The 19,022-nt window shown below is 72.6% G+C and carries 14 protein-coding genes; 11 read left to right on the top strand and 3 right to left on the bottom strand.

From position 1 onward, the window contains the following. Nucleotides 1-157 precede the first annotated feature (157 nt). The 9 genes from fgd (at nucleotide 158) to VYL96_RS13770 (ending at nucleotide 10,637) form a co-directional block, all read left to right on the top strand. The gene (fgd, locus tag VYL96_RS13810) at nucleotides 158-1,177 is read left to right on the top strand and encodes a glucose-6-phosphate dehydrogenase (coenzyme-F420) (protein ID WP_131885441.1); all 1,020 of its coding nucleotides are present in this window, start codon (nucleotides 158-160) and stop codon (nucleotides 1,175-1,177) included. Beyond that, nucleotides 1,174-1,812 carry a suppressor of fused domain protein gene (locus VYL96_RS13805; RefSeq protein ID WP_131885440.1) on the top strand — a complete coding sequence of 213 codons (639 nt, stop codon included), beginning with the start codon at nucleotides 1,174-1,176 and terminating at the stop codon, nucleotides 1,810-1,812. The genes fgd and VYL96_RS13805 overlap by 4 nt, the downstream gene beginning before the upstream one ends. Continuing rightward, nucleotides 1,809-2,438 carry a methylated-DNA--[protein]-cysteine S-methyltransferase gene (locus tag VYL96_RS13800; RefSeq protein ID WP_131885438.1) on the top strand — a complete coding sequence of 210 codons (630 nt, stop codon included), beginning with the start codon at nucleotides 1,809-1,811 and terminating at the stop codon, nucleotides 2,436-2,438. The genes VYL96_RS13805 and VYL96_RS13800 overlap by 4 nt, the downstream gene beginning before the upstream one ends. A 110-nt stretch (nucleotides 2,439-2,548) precedes the next feature. Then, the gene (gene egtB / locus VYL96_RS13795; protein ID WP_131885437.1) at nucleotides 2,549-3,889 is read left to right on the top strand and encodes an ergothioneine biosynthesis protein EgtB; all 1,341 of its coding nucleotides are present in this window, start codon (nucleotides 2,549-2,551) and stop codon (nucleotides 3,887-3,889) included. A gap of 167 nt (nucleotides 3,890-4,056) precedes the next feature. Beyond that, on the top strand, nucleotides 4,057-5,007 hold the full coding sequence (gene egtD, locus VYL96_RS13790) for an L-histidine N(alpha)-methyltransferase (protein ID WP_165928455.1): 951 nt from the start codon (nucleotides 4,057-4,059) through the stop codon (nucleotides 5,005-5,007). A gap of 13 nt (nucleotides 5,008-5,020) precedes the next feature. Further along, nucleotides 5,021-5,668 (top strand): hypothetical protein, encoded by a 648-nt coding sequence (locus VYL96_RS13785; RefSeq protein WP_131885435.1) that lies wholly within the window; start codon nucleotides 5,021-5,023, stop codon nucleotides 5,666-5,668. A gap of 70 nt (nucleotides 5,669-5,738) precedes the next feature. Beyond that, a complete protein-coding gene (locus VYL96_RS13780; RefSeq protein ID WP_063973763.1) occupies nucleotides 5,739-7,028 on the top strand; it encodes an HNH endonuclease signature motif containing protein in 1,290 nt (429 codons plus the stop codon). Nucleotides 7,029-7,113: 85 nt separating this feature from the next. Next, nucleotides 7,114-9,432 carry a phosphate acetyltransferase gene (gene pta, locus VYL96_RS13775; protein WP_243699630.1) on the top strand — a complete coding sequence of 773 codons (2,319 nt, stop codon included), beginning with the start codon at nucleotides 7,114-7,116 and terminating at the stop codon, nucleotides 9,430-9,432. Further along, the gene (locus VYL96_RS13770; RefSeq protein WP_131885434.1) at nucleotides 9,429-10,637 is read left to right on the top strand and encodes an acetate/propionate family kinase; all 1,209 of its coding nucleotides are present in this window, start codon (nucleotides 9,429-9,431) and stop codon (nucleotides 10,635-10,637) included. Before pta ends, VYL96_RS13770 begins: the two co-directional genes overlap by 4 nt. 22 nt (nucleotides 10,638-10,659) lie before the next feature. Here the strand turns inward: VYL96_RS13770 and VYL96_RS13765 are convergent, their stop codons facing one another. From VYL96_RS13765 to VYL96_RS13755, 3 genes are read right to left on the bottom strand one after another with little or no spacing between them, the layout of a single operon-like run. Continuing rightward, a complete protein-coding gene (locus VYL96_RS13765) occupies nucleotides 10,660-13,158 on the bottom strand; it encodes a serine/threonine protein kinase (protein ID WP_131885432.1) in 2,499 nt (832 codons plus the stop codon). Then, on the bottom strand, nucleotides 13,155-14,270 hold the full coding sequence (locus VYL96_RS13760; protein WP_131885431.1) for a glutamate ABC transporter substrate-binding protein: 1,116 nt from the start codon (nucleotides 14,268-14,270) through the stop codon (nucleotides 13,155-13,157). Before VYL96_RS13760 ends, VYL96_RS13765 begins: the two co-directional genes overlap by 4 nt. Beyond that, on the bottom strand, nucleotides 14,267-15,721 hold the full coding sequence (locus tag VYL96_RS13755) for a GlnX family signal transduction membrane protein (RefSeq protein ID WP_329437721.1): 1,455 nt from the start codon (nucleotides 15,719-15,721) through the stop codon (nucleotides 14,267-14,269). The genes VYL96_RS13760 and VYL96_RS13755 overlap by 4 nt, the downstream gene beginning before the upstream one ends. A gap of 151 nt (nucleotides 15,722-15,872) precedes the next feature. On the opposite strand from VYL96_RS13755, the gene VYL96_RS13750 reads away from it, so the two are divergent. After that, nucleotides 15,873-16,991 carry an NUDIX domain-containing protein gene (locus tag VYL96_RS13750; protein WP_131885429.1) on the top strand — a complete coding sequence of 373 codons (1,119 nt, stop codon included), beginning with the start codon at nucleotides 15,873-15,875 and terminating at the stop codon, nucleotides 16,989-16,991. A gap of 87 nt (nucleotides 16,992-17,078) precedes the next feature. Beyond that, nucleotides 17,079-19,016: an alkaline phosphatase D family protein gene (locus VYL96_RS13745; RefSeq protein ID WP_131885427.1), complete on the top strand. Its 1,938-nt coding sequence runs from the start codon at nucleotides 17,079-17,081 to the stop codon at nucleotides 19,014-19,016. The last annotated feature ends 6 nt before the right edge of the window (nucleotides 19,017-19,022 follow it).

Below are 19,022 nucleotides of genomic sequence, written 5' to 3'. Positions count from 1 at the left end.
TGTCGCAGGCCACTGGCATACTCGGCGCAGTGGCCCGCGCGACGGAGTGCCGCCGCAACGAACGCCGCAACGAACGCCACTGCGAACGCCGCTGTGAACGCCCCAGTGAACAACGTCGACGTACACCCGGCCACACGCCTAGACGTAGGAGAAGCCGATGCCCGACACCCCCTCCCTCAAGCTCGGATACAAGGCCTCGGCCGAGCAGTTCGGGCCGCGCGATCTCGTGGAGTTCGCGGTGATGGCGGAGCAGGCGGGCATGGACTCGGCCACGGTCTCCGACCACTTCCAGCCCTGGCGCCACGACGGCGGCCACGCCCCGTTCTCCCTGGCCTGGCTCACGGCCGTAGGGGAGCGGACCAGCACCATCCAGCTGGGCACCTCCGTGCTCACCCCGACGTTCCGCTACAACCCCGCGGTACTGGCCCAGGCGTTCGCCACCATGGCGTGCCTCTATCCGGGGCGCGTCTTCCTCGGCGTGGGCACCGGTGAGGCGCTCAATGAAATCGCCACGGGCCACCAGGGCGAGTGGCCGGAGTTCAAGGAGCGCTTCGCTCGCCTGCGCGAGTCGGTGCGACTGATGCGCGCTCTGTGGACCGGAGAGACCACCAGCTTCGAGGGTGACTATTACTCGACCAAGGACGCCTTCCTCTACGACGTCCCGGCCGACGGCGTACCCGTGTATATCGCAGCCGGGGGTCCGGTGGTGGCCAAGTACGCCGGCCGCGTGGGCGACGGCTTCATCTGCACCTCCGGAAAGGGTATGGAGCTCTACACTGACAAGCTCCTGCCCGCCGTCGAGGAGGGCGCCGCGATCAACGAGCGCGATTCGGCGCAGATCGACCGCATGATCGAGATCAAGATCAGCTACGACCCCGACCCGGAGAAGGCCCTTGAGAACTGCCGCTTCTGGGCGCCGCTGAGCCTGACGCCGGAGCAGAAGCACTCGGTGGACTCGCCGCGCGAGATGGAGCGCCTGGCCGACGAGCTGCCGATCGAGCAGGTCGCCAAGCGCTGGATCGTCGCCTCGGACCCGGACGACGCCGTCGAGCAGGTCAAACAGTACGTCGACGCGGGCCTCAACCACCTGGTCTTCCACGCGCCCGGTCACGACCAGAAGCGCTTCCTCGATCTGTTCAAGGCCGACCTCGAACCACGTCTGCGAGCACTTGTATGAGCGACGAGAACACCCTTCCCGGCCCGGACACGGCCGATCTCTCCGGCCTCGAGGGCATCCTCGGCGGCAAGGACAAGGTCCGCGTCCTGCGATACCCGCACGAGACCGAGCCGGACGAGGAGGGGAAGACCACCGAATGGCATTGCGACATCGTCGTCGTCGACAACGTCCCCGCCGTCGGCTTCTCCACCTACGCCACCATCGGCGCGCGGGAGCTGCCCACCAACGTCACCACGCCCGAGGGGCGCCAGATCCGCAGTGAGTTCGTCACGGTCGGTCGCACCGGGCACCGCGCGATGGCCGACGTGCTCGACGCGTGCGCGCTGGCGGTGGCCACCGGCTCCATCCACGTCGCGCCCGGCGCGGTGATCCCCAACGCGGTCGGCTTGGTCGACCCCGGGCGCCGCTGCGAGCACCTCGTCCTCACACCGCCGTTCCTGTGGCCGGAACTGCAGGTCGTCGACGAGACCGGCGGCCCCGATGGCACCGGCCCCCTGCTCACGCGCCTGCAGGCCGTGCCCATCACCACCGCGGAGATGTCCGCGATCGGTCGCGACGGTGCCGACGCCCTGTTCGAGAAGCTCGACACCGCCGACGCCGACGTCACCAACCCGGACCGTCCGAGCGTGGTGTGAGCGTGCGCGCGGCCCGGACGCCCGGCGTCGCCGCGCGGCTGCTCGAGACCGCGGCCGGCCTCATGATCGTCGAGGCCACGGCCGTGGGAGTGTCACGTCTGCAGCAGGTCGACGAGAGCGAACTCCACGCCGCCGACGCGTGGTTCGACGTGACACACGGTGACGGCGGGGGAGAGGACGACGACGAGGACCTCGACCGCGGGCCCGGCGGCGCGGGTGGGCATCTGGACCGCCTCGCGGGTCAGGTGAGGGCCTACCTGGCCGGGGAGCTACGCGGCTTCGAGGTCCCGCTCGACTGGGCCGCCGCGGGGGTCCACGACGAGTTCTCGCGGGAGGTCTACCGCGAGATCCAGCGCATCCCGTACGGCGAGACGTCCACCTACGGGCAGATCAGCGTGGACGCCGGCCGACCCCGCAACGCCCGGCGGGTGGGTCGGCTGTGCAGCATCGTGCCGGTGTCGTTCGTCATCCCCGTGCACCGCGTGATCCGCGCCGACGGCGGTATGGGCAACTGCCCCGAGTACCGACTGCGGCTGCTGGAGCACGAGCGCCGCAACGTCGCCGCCGCGCGCCGAGACGCCGCCGCCGAACGCGGCGGGACGGCGGCCGGCATCCCGTTCGTCTAACGAATCGGTGGGCGGTGTCGGAGGCCGTGGCTAGGGTGGCGGAAACGCCGGGGGCCGACCGGTCCCCGTCCCAGACCGCCTGCCGTCGACCACGAACCACGGGGGATCCCATGACAGTCGGCTCCGTCAGCACCGCTCCGCGCACGGGGAGCACCGTCGAGAGATTCCTGCGGGTCCGAGGCCTCACGGATCTGCTCGCGTCCCGCCTCAGTGCCGAGGACCAGATCCCCCAGTCCATGACCGCCGCCAGCCCCGCGGCGTGGCACCGCGCGCACACCACGTGGTTCTTCGAAGAGTTCGTGCTGGGTCGGGTGCCCGGGTACTCCTCGCCGGAGCCGGTGTTCCGCTTCCTGTTCAACTCCTACTACGAGGCGGTCGGTCCCCGGCAGCCGCGCCCCGAGCGCGGACTCATCACGCGGCCGTCGGTCGCGGAGATCGCCGACTTCCGGGCGCGGGTCGACGAGGCCGTGGTCGCGGCGCTCGAGGCGGGCGACGTCGACGAGCGCGGCCTCGAACTGCTCGAGCTGGGCTGCCACCACGAGCAGCAGCACCAGGAACTGCTGCTCATGGACATCAAGCACCTGTTCTCCCACAACCCGACCGATCCCGTGTACGTCGACAGGCCCGCCGACCCGGCCGTGGCGACGCCGGGGGAGACGGACTGGCTCGCCGTCGTCGAGGGGGTCGCGCAGATCGGCGCGCCCGATCCCGCGGGCAGCGACGGACCCGACGGCCACGCACTCGACGGCCACGCACCGCCCGGGGGGTTCTCCTACGACAACGAGCGGCCCCGCCACCGCGTGTGGATCCCGGGCGGCGAGGTCGCCACTCGCCAGGTCACCGTCGGCGAGTGGAAGCGGTTCATGGCCGACGGCGGTTACTCACGTCCCGAGTTCTGGCTGTCGGACGGGTGGGCGACCGTGCAGGCCGAGGGCTGGGACGCGCCCGGGTACTGGCGGCGCGAAGACGGGACGGGTGACGCGCGCGCCGACGCCGCCAGCGCCGTCGACGGCGAATGGACCACCTTCACGCTCAGCGGGCGGCGCCCGGTCGTCGACGCCGAACCGGTCATCCACGTCTCCTTCTACGAGGCCGACGCCTACGCGCGCTGGGCCGGGGCGCGGCTGCCCACCGAGTTCGAGTGGGAGGTCGCCACCACCGGCTGGGAGATCCGCGACGAACTCGACCCCGACCGGTGCCACCCGCGGACCGTCGCCGACCGCACGATCGGCGGCGTGTGGGAGTGGACCTCGAGCGCCTACCTGCCGTACCCCGGCTTCGTCACCGAGGAGGGCGCGGCCGGCGAGTACAACGGCAAGTTCATGTCCGACCAACACGTCCTGCGCGGCGGCAGCGCCCTCACGCCCGCCGGCCACACGCGGCACACGTACCGCAACTTCTTCCCGGCCGCGTCGCGGTGGGCGGCCGCCGGCCTGAGGCTCGCGCGGTGACCGGCGCGCGCCGGGATCCCGCACCCGTGGCCGCCGCGCGTGGGGAGGCCGGTGGCGAGGCCGCCGCGCGTGAAGACGTGGCGGCGCCGACCGACGTCGCGGGGGCCCCGGGTTCGACGGCGACGACGAGCCCCGCCGATCCCGATACCGCCGCCCTCGAATCGGACCTGCGCGAGGGGTTCTTCTCGGACCCGCCGACGGTGCCTCCGCGGTGGTTCTATGACGAGAAGGGCAGCCTGCTGTTCGACCGGATCACCCGGCTGGCCGAGTACTACCCCACGCGTGCGGAGGCCGAGATCCTGCGGTCGCGGGCCGTGGACATCGTCGGCGACGCGACCACCATGGTGGAGCTCGGGGCCGGCACCTGTGAGAAGACGCGGGTGCTGCTCGACGTCTTCGCCGCGAGGCCGGGCGGCGGCGCGGCCTCCGTCGGCGCGGCCGGGGCGCGCGCCGACGCGGCGCCGGTCTACGTTCCCGTCGACATCTCCACCGAGATGCTCTTCGACTCCGCCCGCGCCCTCACCGCCGAGTACCCGGGCCTGCGGGTCGAGCCCGTCGTCGCCGACCTCACCGCCCTCGACGGACCCCTGCCCGGCGAGCCCGGCGGCCGGCTCGTGCTGTTCCTCGGCGGGACTGTCGGCAACTTCGACGAGACCCAGCGCGCGGACTTCTTCGCCATGCTGCGCGGCGTCATGGACCCCGGCGACCGCCTGGTGCTGGGCTTCGACCTGGTCAAGGACCCGGCGCGCCTGGTCGCGGCCTACGACGACGCCGACGGTGTCACGGCGAAGTTCAATCTCAACATGCTCGACGTCATCGCCCGCACCGTCGAGTGCACCGGCCTGGATCGTGTCGACTTCCGCCACGAGGCCGTGTGGAACGCCGACGAGAGCAGGATCGAGATGTGGCTGCGGGCCATCCGCGACGTGCGTATCGACTTCCCGACGCTCGGGCGTTCCCGGACCCTCGACGCCGGGGCGGGAATCCGCACCGAGATCGCGCGGAAGTTCGAGCCGGACGCCCTCATGGACGAGCTCGCGGAGCACGGGTTCCTCCGCGGGCCCGTGTGGACCGACGAAGCGGGTGACTTCGGGCTGGCCCTCGTCGTCGTCGACTGACAGGCGCCTCACCATGGCCACGCCGGACGGCCCCGACCTCGCCGCGCGCGCCCGCGACCTGCTCGACGACGCGCGCGTCACCGAGGCGGCCGTCGACACGGCCGCGGCGACGCTGTTCCGGCTCGGCGGGGACGTGGCCCGCGCCGGCACGCGGCGCGAGGCCGCCCGCAGCGGTGCTCGCGTCGCCGCCGAACGCGACAGGGTCAGCGGCCTGCTCGACGAACTCGCCGTGCTCTCCGCCGCCGCGGACCGGCTCGACGCCGAACTCGGCGGCCCGGCCCGTGAGGACGCCGTGGCCGACGGTGCGCCGCGCGGTGAGGCCCGGCGCGGTGAGGCCCGGCGCGGTGAGGCCCGGCGCGGTGAGGTCCGGCGCGGCGAGGCGAGAGCGGTCCTCGAGTCGGTCCGACGCGTCCTCGAGGCGGCCGGCGAGCGCGGCCGGGAGTGCGTGTGGATCGGCGAGCTCGCGCGCGACCGTGTGCACGACTTCGCCGAGTTCGACCTGCTCTACACGCGCGCGTCACGACACCTCGACCACAGTGACCCAGACGCGGCCTCAGCAGACCTTGCCAGGCTCATCACGCTCGAGCGTGCGCTGGTGAGCACCGAGGTCGCCGCCATGCTCGACGAGCTCAGATTCCGGCTGCTGACCGAGCGCGACTGACGAGATCCGCGGTCGGGAGGCCGCCGGAAGCATCCCCACGGTGTCGTACACCTGTTCTATACTCAAGGGCATGGAGCAGGGAGTATCGGACGCGGAGGGCGACGGCGGCGGCACCGCTGACGCGCCCGCGTTGGCCGATGTTCTCGTGTTCCTCGAGGCGTCCGTCGAAGCGCTGTGCGCGGTGGACTGGACCGCTTACGATGCTGACGCGCTCGCGGACGCGGTGGGTCGCGTCGAGGTCCTGGCGCGCCGGCTCGAGGCCAGCGGCTGCCGAGCGACCGCCGAGCTGGCGGCGCTGCACGGTCGGAAGGGGCGCACGCCCGGAGGCGTGGCCGCCATGCTCGCCGAGAGGCTGGGCCTCGCCAAGGGGGCCGTCCACGGCCGGATCGACGCGGGCGGACGTCAGGCCACCCCGGCCGGCCGCGCGGCCGCGAGCGGAGAGATCACCGGCGAGCACGAGCGGATCATCGCCAAGGCCGTCTCGGCGCTACCCGGGACGATGGGCGGCCCGGACAAGACCCGGTTCGCCGAGGAACTCACACGGTTCGCCCGGTCGGCCGCGCCCGCGGACCTGCGCGCGGAGGCCGCGCGACGGCTCGCGGAACTGTGCCCCGCCCGCGGCCGGGAGCGCGAGGAACATCAGGAGCGTCAACGCTCCGCCCGGCTCGGTGCCGTGCGCGCCGACGGGACGAGCACGCTGACCATGACCCTCACCCCTCGCGGTCGCGCGCTGGTGGAGCGGGCGCTGTGCGACTTCGGCGGCCCGGGCGGGGCCGTGCCGTGCGAACCCGGATCGGACGACCGCACTCCGGAGCAGCGCGCCCACGACGCCCTGGTCCACCAGTGGGCGCTCGGCTCGACCGTCGATCCGGCACGGCCCAAGGGGATCGCGACCATCGTGGTCCGGCTGACCCCCGAGCAGCTCGAGGACCCCCACGCGCTCGTCCGCACCGACTCCGGCACCCAGCTCAGCGTCAGGCAGGCCGTCTCGATGGCCGGAGCCATGCCGTGGTTCGTCTCGCTGCTCCGCGACGGGCGCGAGGAGTTGCACAGGATCGACGTGGACGCCCACCCCGAACGGCGCATCGCCTCGGCGATCCAGCGGCTGGTCCTCTACGCCGCCCACGGAGGGTGCACCTTCCCCGGATGCACCGCTCCGGCCCGACGAAGTCAGTTCCACCACGTCCGGGAATGGTCCAGAGGCGGACCCACGACCGTCGCGAACGGCGCACTCGGTTGTCCCGTCCATCACGGGTTCGTCGGAGACGGGCCGGCGGGCTGGACGACCATCGTGAACCCCGCCTCGCCCGGGCTGTGCACGTGGCTGCCACCCGGCGTCGACAGGCTCACCGATGCCTGACAATCGGCCCCCTACCGGGGTGAGGGACGCGCCCGGCAGGGGTGTACCAGATGTGCCGCGCCTTCCGCGCTGTCACAATGCTCCCGTGCCCGATTCCCTTCCGCCCGATTCCGTCACGCCCGCGTCGTCCGAGTCGTCCGGGGCCGAGCCGCCCGAAGCCGACCTCGCCGCGCTGACCATCCCGGCCCAGAGCGGGAACGAGCCGCTCTCCTCGTCAGCCGTCTACGTGGCGGCCCCCGAGGGCGACACCGGGAAGTCGACCGTCGCGCTGGGCCTGCTGCGGATCCTCGCCGGGACCGTTCAGCGGGTCGGCGTGTTCCGGCCCGTCACCGTCGCCCCGCGGCCGGTCCCCGGTGTGGCCCCCGGCGCGGCTAACGGCGCGGCTACCGGCGACGAGCCGGCCCGCGACCGCATCCTGGAGATGCTGCTGCAGCACACGACCGTGGACCTCGACTACGAGGACTGCATCGGCGTAACGAACCTGCGAGTCCACGAGGACCGCGACGCCGCCCTCGGCGAGATCGTCGACCGGTACCAGGTGGTCGCGCGCCAGTGCGACGTCGTGGTGATACTCGGGACCGACTACACCGGGGTCCCCAGCCCCACGGAATACGACTTCAACGCCACGCTCGCGGTGAACCTGGGCGCCCCGGTGCTCCTGGTGCTCCGCGGTACTGACCGGTCCCCGGCGGAGATCGGCACCAACGCCCGGCTCACGCTGGACGAGCTGCGCGCTGAGCACGCCCACCCCGTGGGGGTCGTCGCCAACCGCTGCGATCCCGACGCACTGGAGGCGATCCAGGCGGAGCTCGACACGCTCGACGTTCCGGCCTGGACCCTCCCCACGCAGGCGTTGCTCACCGCGCCCACGATGGGTGAGCTCATGGAGGCGGTCGACGGCACCCTGTACTCCGGCGACCCGGCGCTGCTCGACCGCGAGGCGATGGCCGTGATGGTCGGCGGCATGACCGGCGACCGGATCCTCGAGCGGCTCGTCGACGGCATGGTGGTCATCGTGCCCGCCGACCGCACCGACGCGGTGTTGGCGGTCCTCGCCGCGCACGCCGCCGAGGGCTTCCCGTCGCTGGCCGGGATGATCTGGAACGGTGGGGTGACGCCGAACCCGGCCCTGGACAAGCTCGTCCGCGGGATGCGGTCCACCCTGCCGATCGTCTGCACCCGGCACGGCACCTACGACACCGCGCGGCTCGCCGCCGAGACCCGCGGTCGTGTCTACTCCGGCTCCGGACGCAAGGTCGAGACCGCGCTGAGTCTCATGGAGAAGCACGTCGACACCGAGGAACTGCTCGCCCGGCTGCGTGTCGACACGCCCGACGTGATGACGCCGCAGATGTTCGAGCACCAGCTCCTCGAACGCGCTCGCGCCGACAAGCGGCACATCGTGCTGCCCGAGGGCGACGACGACCGCATCCTCCACGCCGCCGGCCGCCTGTTGCGTCGTGACGTCGCCGACCTGACGATCCTCGGCGATCCCGAGGCGATCCGACGCCGGGCCGACGAGCTGGGCATCGACCTCAGCGGGGCGCAGCTGCTCGACCCGCGGGAGAGCGAACACGCCGACAGGTTCGCCGAGGAGTACGCCGAGCTGCGCAAGCACAAGGGCATGACCCTGGACGTGGCGCGCGACCGCATCCTCGACATCTCCTACTTCGCCACGATGATGGTGCACACGGGCCTCGCCGACGGCATGGTCTCCGGCGCCGCCCACACCACCGCGCACACCATCCGTCCGGCCCTGGAGATCATCCGCACCCGCCCGGACGTCGAGACGGTCTCGAGCGTGTTCCTCATGTGCCTGGCCGACCACGTGCTCGCGTTCGGCGACTGCGCGGTGGTGCCCGATCCCACCGCGGAGCAGCTCGCTGACATCGCCCTGTCGTCCGCCGAGACCGCCGCGCGCTTCGGCATCGATCCGCGGGTGGCGCTGCTGTCGTACTCCACCGGTGACTCCGGGACGGGCGCGGACGTCGACAAGGTGCGCGAGGCCACCGCGCTCGTGCGCTCGCGCATCGCCGACGCCGCCGCGTCCGCCGCGGGTCCCGCCTCGCGCGCCGCCGACCCGGTGGCCGGCCTCGTCGTGGACGGGCCCCTGCAGTTCGACGCGGCCGTAGACCCCACGGTCGCCGGGAAGAAGATGCCCGAGTCCGAGGTCGCCGGACGTGCCACCGTGCTGGTGTTCCCCGACCTCAACACCGGCAACAACACGTACAAGGCCGTCCAGCGGACCGCGGGCGCTGTCGCGATCGGGCCGGTCCTGCAGGGCCTGCGCAAGCCGATCAACGACTTGTCGCGCGGCGCGCTGGTCGAGGACATCGTCAACACCGTCGCCATCACGGCCGTCCAGGCGCAGGGCACCGGCGACTCCCAGGGAAGCGATTCATGACCCGCGTACTCGTCATCAACTCCGGCTCGTCCTCCCTCAAGCTGCAGATCCTCGACACCGCCGAAGAGGCCGAGCTGGCCTGGGCGCTGGTCGAGCGGATCGGGGAGCCCGTCGGCACCATGACCGTGCGCCGCGGCGAGCTCACGGGAGCGCCCGCCGCGGAGCGGACCGCGGAGGCCGGATTCCCCGACCACACCGCCGCGCTGGCCCGCGTACTGGAGCTGGCCGAGGAACTGCGCGTGCACCCCACCGATTTGGGCGTCGAGGCGATCGGCCACCGGGTCGTCCACGGTGGGCCGGCCTTCCACGAGCCGGTCGAGGTCACCGCCGAGGTGGAGGCCGACATCGAGAAGCTCGAACTACTCGCCCCGCTGCACAATCCGGCCAACCTGCGCGGCATCCGGGTCGCCCGCGAGCTGCTGCCCGGGCTGCCGCACGTCGCGGTGTTCGATACGGGCTTCTTCCACACGCTGCCCGCCGCGGCCCACACGTACGCGATCGACAGGGAGACCGCGCGTGAATGGGACCTGCGTCGGTACGGCTTCCACGGCACCAGTCATGAGTTCGTCTCCCACCGTGTCGCCGACGTCCTCGGCCGGTCCTACGACGAGATCAACCAGATCGTCCTGCATCTGGGGAACGGGGCGTCGGCGTCGGCGATCGCGGGCGGCAGGCCGATGGACACCTCCATGGGATTGACCCCGCTCGAGGGTCTCGTCATGGGCACGCGCCCCGGGGACCTCGACCCGGGGCTGATCATCCACCTCATCCGCGACCGCGGGATGTCGCCGGAGGACGTGTCCACGCTGCTCAACCGCCGGTCGGGGCTCGAGGGTCTGTCGGGCGCACGGGATTTCCGCGAGCTGCTGACCCGGGTGGACGACGACGAGGACGCGCGACTCGCCTACGAGGTGGTGATCCATCGCCTGCGCCGCTACATCGGCGGCTACTGGGCGGTCCTCGGCCGGGTCGACGCGATCACGTTCACCGCCGGGGTGGGGGAGAACGTCGCCCGCCTGCGGGCCGACGCGCTGTCCACGATGAGCGACTGGGGGGTCGACATCGATCGCGACGCCAACGAGAACGGCACGGGCGAGCGGGTCATCTCGACGCCGGACAGCCGGGTCGCGGTGCTCGTGGTGCCGACGGACGAGGAGTTGGCGATCGCGCGGGCGTGCGACACCGTGCTGGGCCTGGGACGGTAGTGCCCTGACCGCCCCCGCGGCGCTAGAACAACGTGCGCGGGCGGATGCTGTTGGCCTGGTCGACCAGGCGGAACCGCTGGGCCCGCGTCTCGGTGGACCGGGCGAGCGTCCGCAGGACTGTCTCGGCGCCGGAGCGCAGGCCGAACTCGGTGAACGGCACGCCCCGCATCAGCGGAGACGGCGAGGGCTCGTTGCCGGGCAGCTGGATCCAGGCCAGCGCCGTGGTGAGGACGGTGAGCCGGATCTGGAAGGCCCGGTGCTCGCCGGCGGACAGGTTGGTCACCCGGCGTGCGGCTTCCCGCAGGTGGGACTCCTCGGTCTCCTCCAGGGGGCGCCCCTGGCACAGGAGGAGGATCGCGGTGAGGTTGGCCAGCGAGGAGTAGCGCGAGTTGGGTGGGACGCGGTCGAGTTCCTCGATGGCGGCCGCGACCTCACCGCGCCGTTGGAGCTGGCGGGCCAGGCCGAACGCCGAGCTGATGACCGAGCGGTCGACCGACCACACGGTGCGGTAGAAGTGCTCGCTCGAGCGGGCCCAGCGGGCGCGGTCCCGTTCGGGGCAGACGTCGAGGATGAGCTCGGCGGTGGCGGCGAGGGCCAGCTTGGGCCCGTTCTCGCCGGGCATCGCGGAGAGTACCTGCTGGAACTTCGGGTAGGCGCCGACCGGGTCGCCCTTGAGCAGTGCGACGATGCCGTCGTACCAGACGAGCCGCCACTCGGCGCGCCGTCGGTGGGCGTTCTCCTCCAGGAGTGCCTCGGCGGCCGCGAGGTCCCCGCTCTCCAGGTAGGCGCGCGCGAGCGACATGATGACGCCGATGCTCTCGTGGGCCTCGGACTCGGTGTCGGAGTACAGCTCCTTGAGGGTGTCGATCCGCTGTTCGACCGAGGTGTACGAGGTCGCGGCGAGGATGCGGCTGGCCGGGTCGGACGACTCCATGAGGGGCACGGGGAGCGCGTCGACGAGCTCGGCGCCGGTGAGCGTGGTGTCGCGGGCGCGGCCGTCGACGAGGAAGTCCGTCGGCTCGACGGTGAACAGGGTGCCGAACGTCGACCGTTGGGGGGAGAACACGGACGAGAACGCGGGGTGCGGCACCCCGGTCCGCAGTGCCAGCACCTCCCGCAGGACTCCCATGAGCTGGTTGGCCATGCCGGTGGCGCTGCGGAACCGCATGTCGGGGTCCTCGTGCGTGGAGCGCAGCAGGAACCGGTACAGGGAGTCGTACCGGCTGAAGACCGGCTCCTCCATGGGGGAGGGGATCCCGTCGGCGTAGCGACCGTCGACGACGGGCAGGCGGACGATGAGCGAGGCCAGCGTCCGGCCGACGGTGTACAGGTCGGAGACGATGGTCGGTCCGGTCTCGGGGATCTCGGGTGCCTGGAAGCCGGGGGTGCCGTAGATGTGCCCGTAGTCGCCGACGCCCGACACGGCGCCCATGTCGATCAGCTTGACGTGGTCCTCGGTGAGCATGATGTTCTCGGGCTTGAGGTCGTTGTAGACCAGTCCCACGGAGTGCAGGTAGGACAGCGCCTGGAGGACCTCGAGGACGTAGGCGATGGCCTTCTCCACCGGCAGGACCCGTCCGGGGGCGGCGCGCCGGACGTCGCGGAGGCTGGGGCCGCCGACGTATTCCATGACGATGTACCCGCCGTGGGTGGGCGAGGTGGCCCAGTCGTCGTGGATGAAGTTGTAGATACGCACGATCGACGGGTGCGACAGCTCGGCGAGGATCTCCCGCTCGGCGACCGCGACCTCCTGCGCTTCGGCCTGGTCGGCGTGGAGCAGGCCTTTGAGCACGACCCAGCGGTCGGAGACGTTGTGGTCCACGGCGAGGTAGATCCAGCCCATCCCGCCGTGGGCGAGCGCACCGCGGACCTCGTACTGGTCGGCGACGATGTCGCCGGGCCGCAGTTCGGGCCTGGGCAGCTTGCCGTTCGAGGCCTCGCACTCGGCCTCGATGTCCTCCGGCGCGAGCATCGCGGACGTGGGGTCGACGGGGATGATGTACGGCAGATCGACGAGGCCCTCGGCGGCCTGGCTCGGCCGGTCCTCGGGCTTGTCGGGGTGGCGCATGCGGAACGGCGCCGAGGTGGCGCGGTCACCGGTGACCGCGTCGGTCCGGCCGGACGGACGCGCGCCGGGGACGGACTCGGTGCGCGACTCCGGATCCTGACCCGGCCGGCCGGCGGCGCGGGGGGTGGTCCCGGCGTCGGGGTCGGTGTCGGACAGGAGGCCGGTCATGGACACCGCGCCGGTGACGTCGACGGCGCCGGTCTCGGTCATCCCGCCGGTCGACGCGGAGCCACCCGTCTCCGCCATCGCGCCCGTGGCCTCCATCGCGCCGGTGGCCTCCATCGCGCCGGTGGCCTCGGTTGCGCCGGTCGCCGCCGCGGCGCCCGTCTCGGCCATCGCGCCCGTGGCCGCCGCGGCCTGGGTGACGGCGACGGCCTCGGTCCGCACGGTGGCCTGGGTGCCGACGGTGGGTTCTCCGTCCTCCGGCGGGTCGTCCCACTTCCGGTAACTCATCGCGACTCCTCGATGTACCGCGGCTCAGGCATGCCGGGGTTCGGTCCCAGCCCGGACAGCCACGTGGAGTACATGCGGTTCCACGTGCCGTCCGCGCGGATCCGCTCGAGCGTCGAGTTCACCTGCCGGACCAGCCCGTCGGTGTTGTTCTCCGGGGTGGACTTGGCGATGCCCACGCCGTACGGCGCGGCGTCGAGCTGCGGACCGACGATCTGCAGGTACGGGTCCTGCGCGGTGATGCCCACCAGGATGGCGTCGTCGGTGGTGATGGCGTCGACCTGATTCTGCTGGATGGCGACCAGGCAGTCCGCCCACGTGTTGACCGACAGCACGGTGATCCGCTCCAACTCCGCCCACAGTCGCGACGCCGAGGTGGTTCCCGCCGCCACGCACACGCGCTTTCCCTCGAGGTGCTCGATCTCCGTGATACCCGAACCCCGCACGGTGAGCACTCGTTGGTAGGCCTGGTAGTACGGCACCGAGAACGTCACCCGCTCGCGCCGGGCGCACGTGATGGACATCGACCGGATCACCACGTCCACCTGGTCGTTCTCCAGCGCCTCCAGCCGGTTCGCCGATGTCAACGACCGGAACTCCACCTGCCGCGGGTCACCGAAGATGTCCGCGGCGATCTCGCGGGCGAGGTCCACGTCGAAGCCGGTGAGCTGGCCGCTGGCGGGGTCGCGGAAGGAGAACAGGTTGGAGCCCTGGTCCAGGCCGACGATCAGCCGGCCGCGCTGCAGGATCCGCGGCACGCGTTCCTCGGGCGGGGCGTCGTCTGGCCGCAGGCTGGGCAGGGGGTCGCAGTTCTCCTCGTCCTCGCGCGGCAGGTTGTCGGGGATGTCGGTGCTGACCACCGCGCCGGCGGGCAGCGGCATGACGGCCTCCACCTCCGGTATCCCCGCGCCGACGATGTCCGCGGACTCGGCCGCCGCGCCCTGGTCCGGCCCGCCGACGCCGGGGCGGACCTCGTCGTCGCCGACCCCACACGCGGCGCCGAACGCCAGGGCTGCCACCAGCACGCCACCTAGCGCGACCCGCGTCGCCCCGCCGGCCCGCGTCGCCCCGCCGGCCCGCGCCGCCCCGCCGACCCGCGCCGCCCGCGCCCTCACAGGTACTCCCTGATCCGGGGCGCGATTCCCACGACCACGCCGAACGCGGCCAGCGTGGACAGCGCGATGATGAGATCTGGGCCGCTCGAGGAGGTGCGGCGGGCGTTGTCGATGCGGGTGCGCAGGGTGTCGCGGGCCTCCTCGATGGCGGCCTGCATGGACTCGTCGAACTCGTCGAACGCCGCCCCCGAGTCGCCGGCGTCCTGGCCGGAGGAGATCTCGATGGCGCCCTGGTAGTCGCCCTGCTGGTAGCGGGAGTCGGCGCGGTTCTGGGCGGCCATCCACTCGTCGAGCGCCTCGATCGCGTCCGTCACCGCGCCGTGCGAGTCGAGGCTGATGTCGTTGCCGGTGTTCTCCTCGTCGTCGAGATACACGGTCAAGGTGTCGCGGACGCCACCGAGGACGGCCGCGCGCTCGGCCGCCGACCCCTCGGGGTCGGTGCGCCGCACGAGGTTGAGCGTCTCCTGCGCGCGCACCTTCTGGGCGTTGATGCGCTGGCGGGTCAGTTCGTTCATCGGCGCCGCGCCCTCGGACAGGCCCTTGGCGTTGTCGTTGGCGGCGAGGAACCCGGCGATCATGGTGAGCAGGAACGTCGCCACCATGAGCAGGGACGCCACACCGAGCGCGGGGTTGATGCGCCGTCCGGTGAGCCGCCACAGCCACTGCTGCAGCAGCACCAGCACCGCGATCGCCAGGCCGAGGAGGAAGAACGAGCCCCACGGCGGCGACGACCACTCGCGGTCCGACTGGCCCACGGACGTGGACTGTCGGTCGTACAGGTCGGCGGCCGCGGGCAGGATGGTGTCCTGCATCAGCGCCGACGCCGAGGCGAGATACGCCGAGCCGACCGGATTGGCGACGCGGTTGTTGGTGCGCGCGGTCTCCACGAGGCCGGTGTAGGTGGCCAGCTGCGCGTTGATGTGGGCGAGCTGGTCGATGGACTCGGTGTCGTTGCGGTCGAGGCCCTGGGCGGCGGCGATGATTGACGACGACGAGTCCGCGATCGCCTGGAGGTAGCGTTCGCGCAGTTCCGCAGGTTCTATCCCGCCGGTGATGAAGGCGGTGTTCGCGGCGGAGTCCGCGATCGTCAGGGAGCTGTAGAGCGTCTGCGAGGCGTTGGCGACGGGCTCGACCTCGGCGAGCAGGGTCTCCTGGTAGCTCTGTCGCTGGGTGATGGTGGACGAGGCGACGATCCCGCCCGCGAGCACGGTGATGATCGCCAGGAGGGCGAACACCGACATGCGGCCCGGCGTGGTGAGCACGTCGCTCCAGAAGCGGGCGGCGCGGCGGCGCACGGGATGGCGGGGCTGGGCGGTGGTGCCGGACTCGCCGCTGCGGCCGCCGGTTCCGGGCCCGGAGCCCGGCGTGGGTGTGGAACCGCTGCCGGTCCCTTCGGAGGATCCGGGAGTGCCGCGTCGTGCGAGGGTTCGTGCGCGCATCGCGTCGCTCACCTCCCCGGTCCTCGCCCGCCGAGCCGACGTCGCGACGGGAGTGTGTCCCAGGTTAGTGAAGTGGCGGCGCGGAGTCGGGCAGACTGGTCGAGGAGGACTCGAGGTTCCGCCCGATCCGGGGGTGGACGGAGCCCGTGGAGGTGGAGGTCCGGTGACGGCGAGCGAGGGCGACGGCAACGGTTGGGTGGTGTCCGCGGGCGGCGATCGCCGGTGGGGCCGGTTCGGCGCCGCCGGACTGTTGCTGCGCGCCGCCGATCCCACCGACCCCGACACGCCGCTGGTGTTGCTGCAGCACCGCGCGGTGTGGACCGCGTCCGGCGACACGTGGGCCCTGCCCGGCGGCGCGCGCGACTCGTACGAGGACGCACCCCGGGCCGCGCTGCGTGAGACGGAGGAGGAGGCGGAGATCCGGCCCGCCGACGTCGTGGTCCGCGCCGAGGTCGTGACCTCCCGCATGCCCGGCACCGTCTGGCACCGACCCGGCCTCGACATGCGCCACGCCGCGGAGATGCTGCGTCGGCTGCGCCCCGACCAGAAGCACGACGAGGAACTCGACGAGTCCGGCGCCGACGCGGCCCACGGCGCCGACGCGGCGGCCGGGGCGGCCGGGGCGGTCCGCCGCCCCCGCACGTTCCCGCCGCTGGTGCAGGAGTCCACCGACTCGGTCGAGTGGACGTACACGACCGTGATCGCCGACGCGCCCCACGCGTTGGAGACGGTGCCGAACAACGAGAGCCTCGAGCTGCGCTGGGTGCCGGAGACGCGGGTGGCGGAGCTGCCCCTCATGCCGGCGTTCGCCCAGGCGTGGGCCAACGGGTTGCGGTCCGAGCCGGTCGAGCTGGTGGTGGACGTGGCCAACGTGCTCGGCTCGCGCCCCGACGGCTGGTGGCGGGACCGGGCCGGCGCCACCGGGCGTCTGCTCGACGAACTGGGCGCCGGGATGCCCCGCACCCTCGAACTGCCCGCGTCGACCGGACGACCCTCCCAGACCGGACGACCGGCCCCGGCCGAGCCGCCCGCCCCGGCGGCCGCCTTCGGCTGGGTCGCCCGCGCGCACGCCGTGATCGAGGGTGCCGCCCGCGCCGCCGAGCACTCGGGCCCGTTCGTGGTGCACCGCGCGCCGGGTTCCGGTGACGACGCGATCGTCGATCTGGCCACCGAGCTGGATGGCGGGCCCCGACGGGTCGTGGTGGTCACGGCCGATCGGGGACTGCGGGACAGGCTGCCGGGGAACGTCCTCGTCGTCGGGCCCCGGACCCTCCTCGGATGACGCGCCGCGCGCTCCTCGGGTGACACGCCCCGTTCCACTCAACGGACCGGTCCCGTCCGCGCGCCGCGCGGGTGCACACTGGTGCGCATGACCGCATCCGCCCGCACGCCCGAGCTCGTCCTGGGCCCGCTGCTCCGGTACGTCGACAGCACCGACGCGACGGTGTGGGTCGAGGTCTCCGCCCCGTGCGAGGTGACGATCCGCGCGGGGGACGAGGTGGCCACCGAACGGACCTGGGGCGTGCACGGCCACCACTTCGCGGTGCTGCACCTGTGCCACCTGCGTGAGGGGGAGGAGACGCCGTACACGGTGGAGCTCGACGGCGAGCAGGTCTGGCCGCTCGACCCGGGAAGGCCCAGCGTGATCTGCACGCCCCGCGCGGACGACACCGTGCGGCTGGCGTTCGGCTCGTGCCGGCGCGGTGAGAGCCAGACGCCGGAGGCGCTGCGGGAGATCGGCGCCGACGCGCTGGTGGGGCTGGCGCACCGGATGGCGCACACGCCGCGCCGCGAATGGCCGGACGCGATGCTGCTCCTCGGCGACCAGGTGTACGCGGACATCCCCAGCCGCGAGATCACCGAGCGCCTCGCCGAGCGCCGCGACGCCGGTCTGGGGCCGCAGTCGGTGCGGGACTCGGCGGGCGCGGGCGGCGACCGCGACGTCTCGGACGAGATCTGCGACTTCGAGGAGTACTCCTGGCTCTACCACGAGTCGTGGCGGGACCCGGACGTGCGCTGGCTGCTGTCGACCGTGCCGAGCTGCATGATCCTCGACGACCACGACCTGCGCGACGACTGGAACTCGTCGTTCGCGTGGCGCCGCGAGATGACCGCCCAGCCGTGGTGGCGCGACCGCGTGATCGGGGCGTTCTCCAGCTACTTCGTCTACCAGCACCTCGGCAACCTCGCGCCGGACGAGCTCGAGGCGAACGAGACGTACCAGGCCCTGCGGGGCGCCGCCTCCGACGCGGAGCGCGTGCGCCTGCTGGAGGACTTCGCCGTGGCCGCGGACTCCGAGCGCGGCACGGTCCAGTGGAGCTACAAGCGCGACTTCGGTCGGGTGCGGGTGGTGATGCTCGACGTGCGGGCGTCGCGGCACCTGGATCCGGAGGACCGGCGGGTGATGGACGCCGACGAGTGGGCGTGGACGCGGGACGCGTGCCTGGACGCGGACGTGGACCACCTGGTGATCGGTTCGTCGTTGCCCGCGTTCATGCTGCCGGCGCTGCATCACGTGGAGGGGTGGAACGAGGCGGTGGCGCGCCATCGCCCGGAGATGCCGGTGTCCGCGAGGTTCGGGGAGTGGGCCCGGCGCGCGGTGGACCTCGAGCACTGGGGCGCGTTCCGCAACAGCTTCGACGACCTCGTGGGACTGCTCACCGAGGTCGCCGCGGGGGAGGGGCGTCCGGCACCCGCGTCGATCCTGCTGCTCGGCGGCGACGTGCACTGTTCGTACCTCGAGGAGGTGGAGCTCACCGCGCCGCGGGTGGCGGACTCGCCGACGCGCGTACACCAGCTGGTGATGTCGCCGTTCCGCAACCCGCTGCAGAAATCGATCCGCGCGGTGAACCGGCTGTCGGTGCGCGAGCCCCTGCCGGCGTTGACGCGTCGCCTCGCGCGGGCGGTGGGCGTGCGCGACCCCGAGGTGCGGTGGCGGGTGTCCGACGGCGTGTGGTTCGACAACGGCGTGATGACCCTCGTGCTGCGCGGCCGCCGCGCGAGGGTGCAGGTCGACCACGCGCGCGTCGAGTGGCCGGCGTGGGGGCTGGGTAAGGCCCTCACCCTGGTGCCGGGGCTGGCGCCCGACTCGTGGGGACGCAAGCCGGGAGACGACCCGACCGGGCAGGCCGGGCGCACCGGCCAGGCCGGGGGAGGGGGACGACGACGAGGTGGGGATTCGCTCGACCGCAAGCCCCGGCAGGTTCTGCGCAGGACGCTGACCAAGGAGTTGACCGCGGCGGACCCGCTCGCCGAGGGTTTTGCCGCCGGGGCCGGAAGCGGGGCCCCGCAGGCGGCGACGCCTTAGCCGGGT

Source organism: Dietzia maris (genome assembly GCF_036287335.1).
Taxonomy (GTDB): Bacteria; Actinomycetota; Actinomycetes; order Mycobacteriales; family Mycobacteriaceae; genus Dietzia; species Dietzia cinnamea.
Note: the sequence above shows the minus strand (reverse complement) of the source record. Positions and strands in the feature narration are given on the sequence as shown.

Excerpts from the sequence above, each read along its gene's own strand:
- fgd (WP_131885441.1), top strand. The coding sequence starts at position 158 with ATGCCCGACACCCCCTCCCTCAAGCTCGGATACAAGGCCTCGGCCGAG.
- VYL96_RS13745 (WP_131885427.1), top strand. The coding sequence starts at position 17,079 with ATGACCGCATCCGCCCGCACGCCCGAGCTCGTCCTGGGCCCGCTGCTC.
- VYL96_RS13805 (WP_131885440.1), top strand. The coding sequence starts at position 1,174 with ATGAGCGACGAGAACACCCTTCCCGGCCCGGACACGGCCGATCTCTCC.
- VYL96_RS13765 (WP_131885432.1), bottom strand. The coding sequence starts at position 13,158 with ATGAGTTACCGGAAGTGGGACGACCCGCCGGAGGACGGAGAACCCACC.
- egtB (WP_131885437.1), top strand. The coding sequence starts at position 2,549 with ATGACAGTCGGCTCCGTCAGCACCGCTCCGCGCACGGGGAGCACCGTC.
- VYL96_RS13780 (WP_063973763.1), top strand. The coding sequence starts at position 5,739 with ATGGAGCAGGGAGTATCGGACGCGGAGGGCGACGGCGGCGGCACCGCT.
- VYL96_RS13770 (WP_131885434.1), top strand. The coding sequence starts at position 9,429 with ATGACCCGCGTACTCGTCATCAACTCCGGCTCGTCCTCCCTCAAGCTG.
- VYL96_RS13785 (WP_131885435.1), top strand. The coding sequence starts at position 5,021 with ATGGCCACGCCGGACGGCCCCGACCTCGCCGCGCGCGCCCGCGACCTG.